Annotated in this window: 13 protein-coding genes; 7 read left to right on the top strand and 6 right to left on the bottom strand. The window is 71.6% G+C overall.

The window, feature by feature from the left end:
- Positions 1–5: 5 nt before the first annotated feature.
- Both AWQ68_RS44700 and AWQ68_RS06990 read right to left on the bottom strand, forming a co-directional pair.
- Complete coding sequence (locus AWQ68_RS44700; RefSeq protein WP_066936405.1) at positions 6–1,784, bottom strand: serine/threonine-protein kinase; 1,779 nt, start codon at positions 1,782–1,784, stop codon at positions 6–8.
- On the bottom strand, positions 1,781–3,334 hold the full coding sequence (locus tag AWQ68_RS06990; protein ID WP_066936402.1) for a zinc ribbon domain-containing protein: 1,554 nt from the start codon (positions 3,332–3,334) through the stop codon (positions 1,781–1,783). The genes AWQ68_RS44700 and AWQ68_RS06990 overlap by 4 nt, the downstream gene beginning before the upstream one ends.
- Before the next feature lie 197 nt (positions 3,335–3,531).
- On the opposite strand from AWQ68_RS06990, the gene AWQ68_RS06985 reads away from it, so the two are divergent.
- Both AWQ68_RS06985 and AWQ68_RS06980 read left to right on the top strand, forming a co-directional pair.
- Entirely contained in the window at positions 3,532–4,701 is a 1,170-nt protein-coding gene (locus AWQ68_RS06985; RefSeq protein ID WP_084463711.1) for a sensor histidine kinase, read from the top strand.
- A complete protein-coding gene (locus AWQ68_RS06980) occupies positions 4,701–5,372 on the top strand; it encodes a response regulator (RefSeq protein ID WP_066936399.1) in 672 nt (223 codons plus the stop codon). Before AWQ68_RS06985 ends, AWQ68_RS06980 begins: the two co-directional genes overlap by 1 nt.
- Here the strand turns inward: AWQ68_RS06980 and AWQ68_RS06975 are convergent.
- A complete protein-coding gene (locus AWQ68_RS06975; protein ID WP_066936396.1) occupies positions 5,315–6,013 on the bottom strand; it encodes a hypothetical protein in 699 nt (232 codons plus the stop codon). The genes AWQ68_RS06980 and AWQ68_RS06975 overlap by 58 nt on opposite strands.
- A 184-nt stretch (positions 6,014–6,197) precedes the next feature.
- Here AWQ68_RS06975 and AWQ68_RS06970 point away from each other — a divergent pair, with 184 nt between their 5' ends.
- The 3 genes from AWQ68_RS06970 to AWQ68_RS06960 all read left to right on the top strand — a co-directional run bounded on the left by AWQ68_RS06970 (position 6,198) and on the right by AWQ68_RS06960 (position 10,199).
- The gene (locus AWQ68_RS06970) at positions 6,198–8,339 is read left to right on the top strand and encodes a DUF6421 family protein (protein WP_066936394.1); all 2,142 of its coding nucleotides are present in this window, start codon (positions 6,198–6,200) and stop codon (positions 8,337–8,339) included.
- 44 nt (positions 8,340–8,383) lie between these two features.
- Positions 8,384–9,040, top strand: a complete 657-nt coding sequence (locus AWQ68_RS06965) for an SDR family NAD(P)-dependent oxidoreductase (RefSeq protein WP_174554083.1) — start codon at positions 8,384–8,386, stop codon at positions 9,038–9,040.
- Positions 9,041–9,125: 85 nt separating this feature from the next.
- Positions 9,126–10,199, top strand: a complete 1,074-nt coding sequence (locus AWQ68_RS06960; RefSeq protein ID WP_066936388.1) for a threonine aldolase family protein — start codon at positions 9,126–9,128, stop codon at positions 10,197–10,199.
- 89 nt (positions 10,200–10,288) lie between these two features.
- On the opposite strand, the gene AWQ68_RS06955 is transcribed toward AWQ68_RS06960, so the two are convergent.
- Complete coding sequence (locus AWQ68_RS06955; protein WP_218006786.1) at positions 10,289–10,555, bottom strand: DUF3467 domain-containing protein; 267 nt, start codon at positions 10,553–10,555, stop codon at positions 10,289–10,291.
- Between the two features lie 208 nt (positions 10,556–10,763).
- Positions 10,764–11,474 carry a DUF305 domain-containing protein gene (locus tag AWQ68_RS06950; RefSeq protein WP_084463710.1) on the bottom strand — a complete coding sequence of 237 codons (711 nt, stop codon included), beginning with the start codon at positions 11,472–11,474 and terminating at the stop codon, positions 10,764–10,766.
- Between the two features lie 124 nt (positions 11,475–11,598).
- Between AWQ68_RS06950 and AWQ68_RS06945 the strand changes: the two genes are divergently transcribed.
- Positions 11,599–12,348: a thioredoxin-like domain-containing protein gene (locus tag AWQ68_RS06945; protein WP_066936383.1), complete on the top strand. Its 750-nt coding sequence runs from the start codon at positions 11,599–11,601 to the stop codon at positions 12,346–12,348.
- Between the two features lie 25 nt (positions 12,349–12,373).
- Here AWQ68_RS06945 and ald read toward each other — a convergent pair whose 3' ends face one another.
- Positions 12,374–13,489, bottom strand: coding sequence for an alanine dehydrogenase (gene ald, locus AWQ68_RS06940; protein ID WP_066936380.1), 1,116 nt, complete (start codon positions 13,487–13,489; stop codon positions 12,374–12,376).
- A 536-nt stretch (positions 13,490–14,025) separates the two neighbouring features.
- Here ald and AWQ68_RS42130 point away from each other — a divergent pair.
- A complete protein-coding gene (locus AWQ68_RS42130) occupies positions 14,026–15,006 on the top strand; it encodes a SecDF P1 head subdomain-containing protein (protein WP_066936377.1) in 981 nt (326 codons plus the stop codon).
- The last annotated feature ends 29 nt before the right edge of the window (positions 15,007–15,035 follow it).

Below are 15,035 nucleotides of genomic sequence, written 5' to 3'. Positions count from 1 at the left end.
CTGGTCTACGAGGTGAACTGCACGGTGTTGATCATGTGGTCGATCAGGCCGGGGTCGCACTTCGCGCAGAAGAACGTGATCAACACCGACGACTCTCCGGAGCCCTGCCGTACGACGTAGGCGGAGAAGTCGAGGCGGCCGCCCTGCCCGGGGTCGCCCACCACGCCGGACAGCTTGACGGCGGGGCGGCCTCCTACCGTGGCCGCCATCGGAGCGCCGGTGAAGGCGACGGTGCCCGGCAGCGCGGACGGCAGGCTCTGCTGGAGCTCCACAGGGGAGTCCGACGTGCTCAGCGCGTTGTTGACCTGGGCGAAGATCCCCGAGGCGCGCTCCGGCTGCCCGTTGATGACCGGGTTGACCTTGGACCAGTCGGTGTTCCCCGGGATGGCGAACAGGGCGTTGAACTCGTCGGTCGCGGGTGTGGCGATCATCCACTGGTCGCCGTTGGTCTTCGCGTCCCCCCAGGTCGAGGGGTAGGCGATCGTGAAGGGAGCCGCGACGGACCCGGGATAGGTGTTCCAGGTCGCCGCGGTGTCGCCGCCCCGGGTGAGGATCAGCACGGCCGCCACCACGACGGACACCAGTACGGCACAGCCGCCGATCAGCGGCCCGAGCGGCAGCCGCCGACGCCGCCCGGCCCCCCCGACGGTCGCCTCGGCGGACCCGGGAGGCTCGGGTGTCGGGGGCGAGGCGTGCCCGGAAGCCGGGGGGTACGAGGTGGGTCCGGGTGCCGCGCCGTACCCGGGTGGATTAGAGGTGGGACCGGGCGGCGCGCCGTATCCCGGGGGATACGAGGTGGCGGCGAGCGTCGGGGGATACGACGTGGGAGTGCCGGTCCCCGCCGGCCCCGCTCCCGTAACCGGCGCGGGACGCCCACCGGGAGGGAGAGGCGTCACCGGCGGGAGCGGGCCGCCGACGCCACCGGCACCGCCGCCGATCTCGTCGCCGTGCCCGCTGATCGCGTCGCGCAAAGCGGCGACGAACGCCTGGCAGGTCGGGTAGCGCTCGTTCGGCGATTTGGCCAGCGCCCGCGCCGTGACGTGGTTGACCGCGTGCGGCAGGTCCGGCCGGTACGGCGTGACCGGCGGCGGCTCATGTGAGACGTGCGCGTACAGCAGCGCCAGCTCGCTGTCCCGCTGGAACGGCGGCAGCCCGGTGAGCGCCTCGTACGCCACGCAGGCGAAGGCGTACAGGTCGCTGCGCCCGTCCACCGGCAGGCCGCGGATCTGCTCCGGGGCGACGTAGCGGGGCGTGCCCATGAAATGGCCGTGACTGGTCAGCCCCGCCTCCGCCGACGAGCTCTTGGTGAGTCCGAAGTCGGTGAGATAGACGTGGTCGCCGTCCGCCACCAGGATGTTGGCCGGCTTCACGTCGCGGTGCACCAGCCCGTCGGCGTGCGCCGCGTCCAGCGCCGACGCGATCTGCGCGAACAGCCGGTACGCCCGCGCCACCGGCAGCGGCCCGGCCGAAAGCAGGAGCCGGCGCAGGTCGCTGCCCTCGACGTACCGCATGGCGATGAACAGCAGCTCGTCCCGCTCGCCCGCCTCGTAGATCGGGATGATGTTCGGGTGGTCGATGCTCGCGACCATCCGGGACTCGCGGACGAACCGCTCGCGGAACCGATGGTCGTGGGTGAGCTGCGGGGCGAGGATCTTCAGCGCGACGGGGCGGCCGAGCCGCCGGTCGCGCGCGCGGTACACGGTCGCCATGCCGCCGCGTCCGACGACGGCCTCGATCGTGTAGTCGCCCAGCGTGCGGCCGACCAGCCCGGACGGCTCGCTCATCGCGGGTCCGCCGGATGCCCGCAGAAGCCGCAGAACCGGTGGCCCTGCCCGAGACGCATCCCGCACTGGGTGCAGAACTTGAGCTGCGCCTGCCCGCGTGGCGGCGATGGATCCGGCGCGGGCCGCGCGTCGAACGGCGGCGCGGCGGCTGCCGCCCCGGCTCCCTCGGAGGCGTCCCGCCGGGGGGAGACCGGCGCCTCGTACGGCGCGGCCTCGAACACCTGGGTCGCGGCGGGCGGCCAGGAGCCGACCTCCGCCCCCGCCTGCCCGGAAGCCACCCCGTTGGGGGCCGGATCGTGCGCGTCGTCGGCGGCGCTCCCGGCCTCCGCGCCGGATCGCCGCCGTCGGCGGCGGGCCAGGGCCGCCGCGGCTCCCGCCGCGATCACGATCACGACCGCCGCGCCGCCGCCCAGCCAGAGCAGCGACGAGGTCGCCGAGGACCGCTTCGCCGCGGCCACCGGCGAGGGCGCGACCCGGGCGCCCGCGTCCTCGGCGGTCCCCGCCTTGGCCCTGGCGACCTTGAGGTGGTCGAGCGCGACAGCCTGGTCCGGCCGCAGGTTGAGCACCTGGAGCAGCACCGGGACCGCCTCGGCGTACAGCTTGTTGTGGTAGGACGCCAGCGCGCTCTCGTACACGACGTCCACCGGGCCGCGGCGCGGCGTGACGCCGGCGGCGACCAGGGAGGTGCGGACCTCGTCCACCGGCGTGATCGTCAGCGGTGTGCCGGAGTCGCCGGCCAGCAGCCCGACGACCTCGCTCTTGTTGTCGTCGATCAGCGCGCCGCCGGTCGCGCCGTTCTTGAGCAGCTTCGCGAGCTTGTCGCGGTCCTCCTGCTTGAACGTGCGGGTGCCGGGCGGGTCCAGGTGGGCGGTGTCGGCCTTGGCGGGCTGCTTGGCCGACGGCCGGCCGGCGAACGAGATCACGTCGAGGGCGACGACGGACTGGCCGAGAGAGACGGCCAGCGGCACGGTGGGGAGGGTCTGCTTCTCGCCGCCCTTGGTGACCTTCAGTACGGCGGGGGCGGCGGGGGAGGTGCCGGTGGTGAGGATCTGGGCGGGCAGCCCGTCCGGCAGCGGGGGGTCGAGGTAGGGGAAGACGGTGACGTCGGTGGTGACCGTCGCGATGCAGGTCGAGTTCTGTCCCTGCGGGGGATAGCAGGCCTGTAATCGCCGGTTGAGGTCCGGGTCGTCGAGGGTGTGCCGGGAGAAGTCCGCCGGGATCTTGACCTTGAAGTATTCGGAGAAGACCCGGTTCGCGGCGTAGATCCGGGGGTCGCGGCTCGCCTGCACCACGCCGGTCGCGGTGACGACCACGCCGTCGGGGGTGACGGTGAACCCGCTGCCCTCGGCCAGGTCGGTGTCGTACTCGCGGACGACCTGCTGGATGACGCTGCGGTCGTCGAGCAGGGTGATCGACACGTGCGAGGCGGACTCGACCCGCACGACGCCGGGCGTGACCCGGTCGGTCGAGCCGCTGGGGTGGGGGTGGAACGGCAGCGAGAGCAGACCGAGGGCGCCCAGCCCCGCAATGAGGGAGTGCAGGGAGGGCATCGCAGCCTCCTACGACCTGGTGGGAACAGTCCAAGAGTCCCAGCGCGGAGAGTGATGTTCAAGAGCCCGAACGGTGACCGACATCCACTTGATACCGGCGCCGGCCCGCGCGCTCACTTGTCATCCGCTTGCCGTCTGATTGAAGTCCCGGTCGCGGCCGGTGTCCCTCTCCGGAGCCGCATATTAATGTGCGCGTCATGCCCTCCCTGATGCGCCACTTCCGATCTCTCCCTCTGGTGGACGCGCTGATCGGCGCCGCAGTGATCACTCTCGGCACGCTCGAGGCGATGACGGTCGCGACGTCCTACGGGTCGGCGCAGAACCCGCAGTTCTGGTGGGTGGCCCAGGCGGTCGTCACCGGCGTGCTGGTCCTCTACCGCCGCAGGTTCCCGGTGGCGGTCTTCATCCTGATGGTGCTCGCGCAGTACGCCTGGCACCGGCAGGGCAACGAGGGCTGTCCCGTGTGGCAGCTCGCCTCGCTGCTCATCGTCTTCCACACGATCGGCGCGAAACTGCCGCCGAAGCCGGGGGCGTCGTGGGCGATCGCGGGCATCCTCATCTTCGACTCGGGAGCGGTGGACCACCGGCAGCTGCCGCTCGACGAGATCATCTTCCTCACCGTCCTCTTCGGCTCCGCGTACCTGACCGGGCTGGCGCTGCGCGGCTATCAGGTGCGCGTGCAGCGGATGGCCGAGCGTGCGGCCCGCCTGGAGCTGGAGCGCGAGCGCCGGGCCACGGAGGCGGTCGCCGCCGAGCGCACCCGCATCGCCAGGGAGCTGCACGACGTGGTCGCCCACAGCGTGAGCATGATGGTCATGCAGGCCGGGGTGCTGCGCCGCGGCCTGGGCGGCGACAACGCGATCCTGTCCGGCATCGAGCAGGCCGGCCGGGAGGCCGTCGAGGAGCTGCGCATCATGCTCGGTGCGCTCCGGATGCCGCAGGACGAGGCGCTGCCCCAGCCGGGCCTGGACATGGTGGACAACCTCATCGCCACGCTCGGGTCGTCCGGCCTGCGGGTCCACCTCGCCGTCGAGGGCGAGCCGGTACGGCTCCCGCCCGGCCTCGACCTGTCCGCCTACCGGATCGTGCAGGAGGCGCTGACCAACGCGGTGAAGTACGCGGGCGACGCCGACGTGCGGATCACGATCGGCTATCGGGACGATGTCGTGGAGCTCCGGATCGTCGACAATGGCACGGCCGGCCCGTCCGCGGCCGGGCTGTCCACCGGCAACGGCCTCATCGGCATGCGCGAGCGGGCCGAGCTGTTCGGCGGCTCGATCGAGGCCGGGCCGCTGCCCGAGGGCGGCTTCCAGGTCCACGCCCGGCTTCCCCTTTCCCAAGGAGTCCCGATGAGCGAGCACGCGTGATGAGCGAGGCGTCCCCGATCCGCGTCGTCGTCGCCGACGACCAGGCCATGATCCGCGCGGGGCTGCGCATGGTCGTGGAGAGCGAGCCCGGCATGGAGGTCGTCGGCGAGGCCGCCGACGGCGTGGAGGCGGTCGCCGTGGCCCGGCGGTGCCGGCCGGACGTCGTCCTCATGGACATCTCGATGCCGCGCATGGACGGACTGACCGCGGCCAGGCACCTGCTCGACACACCGCACCCGCCGAAGATCGTCATACTGACGACGTTCGACACCGACGAGAACCTGTACGCCGCGCTGCGCGCCGGGACGAGCGGCTTCCTGCTGAAGGTGTCGCCGCCGGAGCAGCTCGTCGAGGCCATCAGGGTGGTGGCCGGCGGCGACGGGCTGCTCGACCCCGCGGTGACCACGCGCGTGATCGCGTCCTTCGCGGGACGGCACGAGCCGGTCCGCCCGCCGCAGCTCTCCGAGCTGACCCCGCGCGAGCTGGAGGTGCTCCGGATGCTCGCCCGCGGCCTCACCAACGCCGAGATCGCCGGGGAGCTCTTCGTCGGCGAGGCCACGGTCAAGACCCATGTGGCGCGGGTGCTCATGAAGCTGAACCTCCGCGACCGCGCTCAGGCGGTCGTCTTCGCGTACGAGTCGGGCGTGGTGACGCCGGGGGCGGCGGGGTAGTAGGCGGCCCACGCGTCGTCGCCCATCCGGAGCACCTTCAGGCCGAACGCGCCGAGGGCGACGACGGGCAGCGCCCAGAAGAGGACCGTGATCGGGCCGTACGGCACGGGGAACGAGACGATGTAGCCGACCGCCACCGTGGCCGGCACCCACCAGTGGACCGCCCCGGCCCGCCACACGGCGGTCAGCAGCAGGGGCAGCGCGGCGATCCCGATCATCCCCGGCAGCCTGAACCCGAAGGTGGAGTGGGGCAGGCCCATTATCTCGTCGAGGATGCGCTGCGCCTGCTCCGGCGTGTAGTGCTGCCCGAGCCACCACTCGACCGGGTCCGTCATCAGCAGTGACGAGAGGTTGATGTAGCCGAGGACGGTCACCACGCCGGCGATGTGGCCGAACGCCACGGCGCGGCGCCGGACGAAGTGCAGAACACCGACGGCCGCGACGGCCATCAGCAGCCAGCTCCAGTGGTAGAGCACGGACTGGAGCTGGGCGAGGGCCGGGTTGGCGCCGTAGCTGACCGCCTCCCGGTCGTCGCCCCACGTGCCGGGGTCGACGATCACGGCGACGAGCTGCAGCAGCGGGGCGGCGATCAGCAGCGTGCCGGTGGCGACGCGCCTGAATCTGGTCGTGTTTTTGAGCATGAGATTTTCCTCACAGCGGTGCCTTCCGATCGTTTTCCGATCGCGCCGGACACTAGGCGGCCCGCGTTCGGGCGCACGTCCGCCGCCGGGGTGATTCGCCGTCCATCGCTTGGGGGACTTGTGGCCGCAGGAGGGACTATGTGTATATTTTTCGGCAGATAGGTCCTGAATCGGGAGATATTTCATGACGACGTTCCCCTCGATCCTGTTCGACGAGGCACACAGCGAGGCATGGACCATCCGGCGCGACGTCGCTGAGGCCATGAATCCGGCGCATCCCGACGACAACAGTTACGCCAGGGCGGCGGGGGCGCTGCGCGAGCTGGGCCACACGGTCGCCGCCCACACCGAAGGACCGATCACGCCGTCATTGCTGAGCGCCCACGACGTCTTCGTCGTCGCGCACCCGTCGGCGGAGCTGTGGGAGCGGACCACCGGCCTGGGCAGCCCCGTCTTCCCGGTCGAGGAGCTGGACGCGATCGAGGCGTACGTCGCCGACGGCGGCGGGCTGATCGTGCTGGCCGAGTGCGAGCAGGAGAAGTACGGGAGCAACCTGACCGAGCTGCTGGCCCGCTTCGGCGTCGGCGTGGAGCACGTCACCGTCCAGGACCCGGCCAACTGCCACAACAAGGTCGCGACCTGGGTCCTCGGCGCTCCGCAGGCCGCCGTCGTGTCCGGCGCCGCGGCCGAGGGGGCGGGCGCCGCCCCCGCGCAGGACCTGCTCGCCGGCGTCCGCCAGGCCTGCTTCTACCGCTCCGGCACGCTCGTCCCGCCGGACGGCGCGACCGTGCTCTTCGCCACCTCGGACACCGCCGACCCCGCCCGCCGCCCCGTCGCCCTCGCCGTACGACACGGCCGGGGCCGGGTGGTCGTGCTCGCCGACTCCGACCTCTTCGGCGACGACTCGATCGGCGACTACGACCACGAGCGCCTCTGGGAGAACCTCGTCACCTGGGTCGCCCGCGACCCCGCCGACTCGGCCGGCGACCGCGCCTCCAACGCGAGCGGCGAGCAGGACGCCCAGGAGGAGGAGTACGTCCGGCTGTTCGCCGGGCTCAAGGCGGCCGCCGAGGAACTGCGCGGCCTCCAGGCCAAGGACGGCTCCGTGACCGGCGACCGCGACCGCGCCGTCGCGCTCGTCGGCGACATCGTCGACCACGTCGTACGGCTCGCGCCGCGCTTCCCGCACGACAGCGCGTACCTGGACGCGGTCGTCGCCGACTTCCGCAAGTGGGTGGCCGACGGGCTAGGCGTGCCCGACTTCCTCGACTCCCTCGACGCCTTCCACCCCGACACGCAGCGCGTGGACGGGCTGGAGCACCTCGTCGTCTTCCCGATGTACACCCAGAACGGCAACCTGAACCGCAACATCGAGGCCGTCTGGATCCGCACCGTCTGGCCGGAGTGGCTGGCCGAGCTGGAGCGCGGCGGCTACGACAACCCGATGTTCGTCCCGATCGCGTTCGTGGACTTCACCTCGGGCTACGACACCAACTCCGCCGTGCTGTTCCCCGAGACCGTCGCCGTGCGGCGGACGCCGCCCGCGTTCACCTGGGGCGGCATCTTCTGCGACCGCGAGGCCGCCCGGTTCCGCGTCGTCAGCGGCGCCGCGGCCACGACGCTGAAGCTGGCCCTGCCGCCGGACGCGGCCCGGCTGATCGCCTCGCAGCGGCTCGCCCAGGACACGTTCGTGATGTGGGACCTGATCCACGACCGGACGCACAGCCACGGCGACCTGCCGTTCGACCCCTTCATGATCAAGCAGCGGATGCCGTACTGGCTGTACTCCCTGGAGGAGCTGCGCTGCGACCTGACGGCGTTCGGCGAGGCGGTGAAGCTGGAGGCGGCCGGAGTGCCGCAGGCCAAGTACGTCCAGTACGCGATCCTGTTCGACCGGTTGTTCCGCTTCCCGATCACCGGTGACCGGGTGCGCAACTACGACGGGCTCGGCGGCCAGCTCCTCTTCGCCTACCTGCACCGGAACGACATCGTGCGCTGGACCGACAACCGGCTCACCGTCGACTGGGAGCGCATCGCCGACGGCATCGCCGACCTGCGCGGCGAGGTCGAGAAGCTCTACCGCGACGGCATCGACCGGTCCAAGCTCGCCCACTGGCTCGCCGCGCACCAGCTCGTGGCCGCCTACGTCGAGCCGCACCCGGCCTCGGTCTGGCACAAGGGCGTGGACGCGCTGCCGGTCGAGGGCTTCCCCAAGGCCGTCGTGGACGCCGTCCTGTCGGACGAGTTCCCCCTGAGCATGTTCTACGAGGCCCTGCGCCGTAAGCTCACCGATGTCGTCGAGTCCACCCGTGGGATCAGGGCGTGACCCCGTCCGTCCGCACGGGCCGTACGCGAGAGAGTGAGTGAGCGATGAGCAGAGTGATCCTGGTCGCCGGCGCGGCCGGACCCGCCGGGCAGGCCGTCGTCCGCCGGTTCGAGGAGCTCGGCGACACGGTGATCGGCCTCGACCGGACCGCAGCCGACGGCTGCCTCCCGATCGACCTGCTCGACGAGCAGGCCGTGCGCGACCTGGCCGGGCGGATCGGTGAGGAGCACGGCCGGGTGGACGGCATCGTCCACCTCGTCGGCGGGTGGCGCGGGTCCAAGGCCTTCGCCGACACCTCGCTCGCCGACTGGAACCTGCTGCACGACCTGCTGGTCCGCACGCTCCAGCACGTCTCGCTCGCGTTCGAGCCGCTGCTGCGGGCCAGCGACGACGGCCGGTTCGTGATCGTCTCGGCCAAGGCGGCGCAGGCGCCCACCCAGGGCAACGCGGCGTACGCGACGGCGAAGGCCGCCGCGGAGGCGTGGACCCTCGCGTTCGCCGACGCCCTGAAGGGCACGGCGTCCGCGGCGACGATCCTGGTGGTGATGGCCCTGGTCAACGACGCCATGCGGGCGGCCAGCCCGGAGCGGCCGTTCAAGGGGTGCACCGACGTCGCTACCCTGGCGAAGGCCGTCTCCGACCTGTGGGACCGCCGCCCCGAGGAGGTCAACGGGCAGCGGATCGACCTCACCGCGAGCTGAGCGGCGACGGCGACCCGGGGAACGGGCCGGGAGACCGGCCCGGGACCCGGGAGGACTATCACGACGAGAAACATGGAGAGCTTCCGTGACCACGGATGCCGTTCGGCGGCACGATCCCGAGATCAAGACGTTCGCGAGCGACAACTACGCGGGCGTGCATCCCGAGATCCTGGAGGCCGTCGCCCTCGCGAACGGAGGTCACCAGATCTCCTACGGCGACGACGTCTACACGGAGGCGACGCGGGAGATCTTCCGCGGGCACTTCGGCGACCGGGCCGAGGCGTGGCCGGTCTTCAACGGCACGGCGGCCAACGTCATCTCGCTGCGCTCGATGTGCGCCCCCTGGGAGGCCGTGGTGTGCGCGGAGAGCGCGCACATCAACACCGATGAGGGCGGCGCGCCCGAGGTGACCGGCGGGCTCAAGCTGCTCACGGTGCCGACCCCGGACGGCAAGCTCACGCCGGAGCTGATCGACCGGCAGGCGTGGGGCTTCGGCGACGTGCACCGGGCGCAGCCGCGGGTCGTCTCGATCTCCAACACCACCGAACTGGGCACGCTCTACACGCCCGCCGAGATCAAGGCGATCTGCGACCACGCCCACGAGCTGGGCATGACCGTCCACCTGGACGGCTCCCGCATCACGAACGCGGCGGCCGCCCTGGACGTGCCGCTGCGCGCGCTCACCACCGACGCCGGGGTGGACGTGCTCTCGTTCGGCGGCACCAAGATCGGCCTGCTGCTGGGGGAGGCGGTGGTCGTCCTCAACCCCGCGGCCGTGAGCGGCCTGCCGTACCTCCGGAAGACGAGCATGCAGCTCGCCTCCAAGATGCGGTTCGTCTCGGTCCAGTTCGAGGCGCTCCTCGCGGGCGACCTGTGGCTGCGCAACGCCCGCCAGGCGAACACGATGGCGGCCCGGCTGGCGAGCGCCGTGCGGGACATCCCCGGCGTCGAGGTGCCGCGGCCGGTCGAGGCGAACGCGGTGTTCGCGATCCTGCCCGCCGACGCGGCGGACCGGCTGCGCAAGCGCTACCGCTTCTACAACTGGAACGAACAGGTCGGCGGCGGCCGGGTCGAGGTCCGCTGGATGTGCGCCTTCGACACCACCGAGGCCGACGTGGACGCCTTCGCGGCCGCCCTCGCCGCCGAGATGCACGCCTGACCGTCAGGTCGTGTCCGACAGCTCCGGCCGGCGTACGCGGTGCCCGGTACGCCGGCCGGGCACCTGTCGTTCCGGAAGGGGAGCGGCGGTCAGAGCTTGTGGCCGGTCTCCTTCTCGAACGCGGTGAGCTGCTGTTCCAGCGCCTTCATCAGCTCGAAGACCTGAGCGGGAGGGATCCGGATCCGGCTGACGATCCGCGTCGGCACGCTGACGTACTGCGTGCCCGACTGCGGGTCGTCCGCGATGGCCGGTGGCCGGGTGATCACCGCGAAATCCAGGATGAACCCATCACGGGTGTGCCACACCGAGGCGAAGTTGGCGTACTGTCCCGCCTCGACCTCGGGTGAGATGGTCACCTCAAGGCGGCTTTCCGGCTCGTCAATCAATGTTCGCCTCTCCTCCGGACACTTCCCCTCATGTTGCCCTGGCGAGCGCGTTTCCGCGCACTATGACACGGCGCGCACTATGACACGGCGCACTGTGACGCGGCGCACTGTGACGCGGCGCACTGTGACGCGGCGCACTGTGACGCGGCGCGAATGCGGGGGCGCGTACCGGGCCGGCTCACGGGGTGAGGATCGACGGGAGCGGCTGCCCGCCGCGTGCCCGGAGGAAGTCCTTCATCAAGGCGATCTCGGCGGTCTGGCCGTCGACGATGTGCTGGGCCAGCTCGCGGACCTCCGTGCGGTCCGACAGCCGCAACAGGCCCTTGGCCATGTCCACGCCGCCCTCGTGATGACGGATCATCAACTGGAGGAAGAGGATCTCGGCGTCCCGCCCCTTGGCGGCGCGCAGCCGATCCATCTCCTCGGGTGTGGCCATCCCCGGCATCACGCCCTGCGTTCCGGTGGCCGCGCCCGTGCCCGGGCCGCCGTGGCCGTGACCGGACATCCACGCCATCGGTGGGAGGTCGGACGCCTGGTCGAGGCCCCACTGCTGCAGCCAGCCCATGAAGATCCCGCGCTGGGTGGACTGCGTCGTGATGATGTCGTACGCCAGGTTGCGGATCGGGCCGTCGGTGCTCACGTCGCGCACCGCGAACGCCATCTCGACCGCCTGCGCGTGATGGACGGCCATGTCCCGGGCGAACCCGGCCTCGGGAGAGGTGTCGCCGGGCGTCCCCGGCCGCGCCATGACCAGCAGGAGGAACGCGGCCGCCGCGACCGCGAGGGCGATCAGCCCGCCCAGGAGGGCGCCCCGGCGAGGAGGCGCCGCCACCTCGCCGGCGGGGGCGCCGACGGGCTCGGCTGAGGAGGGAACGGTCTCGGTGCTCATCGCCACACAGGCTACTTGTCGCCTGGCCGGAACGGGCCCGCACGCGAACGCCCTCTTTATCCGGGAACCCACTATTCTCCGATACGCAATGCGGGGAGTTTGGTGACCAGTCGCTGGAGGACCGATGAGTAAGGAAAAGGCGCAGGCGCGCCGCGAGCACCTCGCCCGCATGCGAGCGGAGCAGAAGCGTAAGGAACGGCGGGCCTCGCTGCTCATGTGGGGCGTCGGCGGCCTGGTCATCGTCGTGCTCGTCGGTCTCGTCGGGTTCTACATCGTCAACGACCAGTCGCAGAAGTCGCTGGACGACGTGAAGACCTTCGCCTACAAGGGGTCGGAGCACACCTGGGACAAGGTGGCGTACAAGGAGACGCCCCCGGCGGGCGGCCCGCACAACTACTACTGGCAGAACTGCGGCATCTACGACCAGCCGATCCACAACGAGCACGGGGTGCACTCGCTCGAACACGGCGCGGTCTGGATCACCTACCGCTCGGACCTGCCCAAGGCCGACGTGGACAAGCTGAAGACCCTCGCGTCGAGCGACTTCATGCTGCTCAGCCCGTACGAGGGGCTGAAGGCCGACGTCGTGGTCAGCTCGTGGAACCACCAGCTCGCCCTCAACGGCGCCGACGACCCCCGGCTCCCCGCGTACATCAAGAAGTACAAGCAGAACCCGACCTTCACGCCCGAGTTCGGCGCCGCCTGCGACCGGGGCGTCGGCACCACCGCGGGCCAGCAGCCGCTCCCGACCCCCGACCCCGAGCTCGACACGCACGCCGAGGTGTCGGCGGTGCCCACGCCGCAGCCCTCCACCGAGCCTTCCACCGGGTCCTCGACCGAGCCGAGCGCCGCGCCCAGCCCGTCCGCGTCCTGACCGGTTCCGCGCCGCGGCTTCCGCGTCAGGCGAGCACCTGCTCCAGGGGCACCGACTCCAGCCCGTGCGCCTCGGCCACGGGCCGGCTGGTCAGGTGCCCCTCGTGCGCGTTGAGCCCCATGGCCAGCGCGGGGTCGGCGAGCAGGGCCTCCCGCCAGCCGAGGTCGGCGATCGCCAGCGCGTACGGCACCGTCGCGTTGGTCAGGGCGAACGTCGAGGTGTGCGGCACCGCGCCCGGCATGTTCGCCACGCAGTAGAACACTGAGTCGTGCACCCGGTAGACGGGGTTCGCGTGCGTCGTCGGCCGCGAGTCCTCGAAGCAGCCGCCCTGGTCGATCGCGATGTCGACCAGGACGGAGCCGGTCTTCATCCGCGCCACCAGGTCGTTGGTGATCAGCGTGGGCGCCTTGGCCCCCGGCAGCAGCACCGCGCCGATGACCAGATCCGCGTCGAGCACCGCCCGCTCGATCTCGTACGCGTTGGACGCCACGGTCTGGCAGTGCCCCTGATAGATGATGTCGGCCTGGCGGAGCCGGTCGATGTTCACGTCCAGCAGCAGGACCTCGGCCTGCATCCCGAGCGCGATCGCGGCGGCGTTCATGCCGGTGACGCCCGCGCCGATCACCACCACCTTGGCCGCGTAGACGCCCGAGGCGCCGCCCATCAGCACCCCGCGCCCGCCGCCCTGGCGCATCAGGTGGTACGCGCCGACCTGGGGCGCGAGCCGTCCGGCGACCTCCGACATCGGCGCCAGCAGCGGCAGCGCCCCGATCTCCGTCTGGACGGTCTCGTAGGCGATGGCGGTGACGCCCGAGTTCAGGATCGCCCTGGTGCAGGGCTCCGACGCGGCGAGGTGCAGGTAGGTGAACACCACCTGCCCCTTCCGCATCCAGTGGTACTCCTGGGGGACCGGCTCCTTGACCTTGAGGACGAGTTCGGAGCGGGCCCAGATCTCCTCGGCCGACTCCACGATCCGCGCGCCCGCCACGGTGAAGTCGTCGTCCGTGATGGCCGACCCGATCCCGGCCCCCTTCTCGACCAACACCTCGTGGCCGTGCAGTACCAGCTCGTGGGCGCCGGCGGGGGTGAGGGCGACGCGATATTCCTGGCTCTTGATCTCGCGCGGGACTCCGACCTTCATCTCTTCACTGTCCGTTCGAGAGAGCGCGGACGGGAGGTCCCCAGATGCAACTAATTGCCTGTCATTCGTGACAAATTGTGATCGATGGCTGTCGAGGGGACATCGCTGATCTTCCGATTACCTCGACATGGCATAGCTCGATAGGCTCTGCGACGATGTCAGGGATCGAGGTCGGGATGCAGAACACGCCGGTTCCAGGTGGCCAGGGATCCGATCAGGGTGCGGAAAGGTCCGGAGCCGCCCCGGGTCCGGCAGGGCCCCCAGGTTCAGCGAGTGCACCGGGCCCGGCGACCACACCAGGTTTACCCGGTCTGGCAGGTTTGGCGGCAGGACCCGGTCCGGCAGGCGGACCCGGTCAGGCGGTTTCCTCAGCGGGCTCCTCCGGCCCCGCGGGCTCCGCGGCCGCTGTCCCGGGCCCCGCAGGTTCCGCGGCCGCGGCGGGAGCCCCCGATGCCACCTCTTCGGACCCCGCGTCCGGTCCCGCCGCGCCTCCGGGGCCGCCGCAGGCGACGCGCGGCACCACGATCGTCCTGGCGGTGGCGCTCGTCCTCGTCGTCGTCATGACCGGGGTGCTGGGCGCGGTCGCCGTGTTGATGACCCGCAACCCGGACTCTCCTCCGCTCTCCCGCACGCCGCTCCGCACCCTGCGGACGTCCATCCACTTCGCGCCGGTCACCGGCGTACGCGCCGCGCCCTGCACGGGAACCGACGCGGTGCCCGACGACGCGGGGACCACCTGCTACCAGCTCGATCCCGGGGTCACGGTCACCAGCGTCCAGAAGATCGAGCGGGTGACCGAGCAGAACGGCACCTTCTCCGTCCGGATCGTCCTGTCGCCCGCCACGCGGGAGCAGGTCGCCGACCTGACCCGGGAGACGGTGAAGCAGCAGCTCGCGATCGTCGTCGGAGACAAGGTCATCGCCGCGCCGCGGGTGGCACAGGAGATCACCCAGGACAGCCTCAGCATCGCGGGCTTCACCGAGCCCACCGCCGACGCCCTGATCGCCCGCCTCCTCGGCAGCGGCGCGGGTGACGGCGACACCGGGCCGACCACCGGCGACACCACGGGGACGACCGGCGACACGACCGACACGACGGGCGGCACCGGCGGCACGACGGGCGGCACGGGGGACACGACCGGCACCACCGGAGGCACAGGGGACACGACCGGCACCACAGGCGGGACCACCGGCGGCACGACCGACACGGGCACCACGGGCGGCACGACCGGGACCACGGGCGGTACGACGGGGACCACCGGAGGCACCACGGGCACGACAGGTGGCACGGGCGGCGCGACCGGGACCACGGGCGGCGCGACCGGTACGGGAGGTACCACCGGCGCCGCCACCACCGCGCAAAACCGCACCGGCCCGACCGAGCCCGGCCGCTTCGCGACCTGCAGGGAGGCCGTGGCCGCCGGCTACGGGCCGTACACCCGGGGCGTCCACAAGGAATACGACTGGTACGACGACGTCAACCACAACGGCGTCGCCTGCGACCGAGGCGACCTCTGACCCAGGCCGCGGACATGGCAGGCCAGGGG

It is taken from the genome of Microtetraspora fusca, from assembly GCF_001570365.1.
Taxonomy (GTDB): Bacteria; Actinomycetota; Actinomycetes; order Streptosporangiales; family Streptosporangiaceae; genus Microtetraspora; species Microtetraspora fusca.
This window is presented reverse-complemented; position numbering and strand designations above follow the sequence as displayed.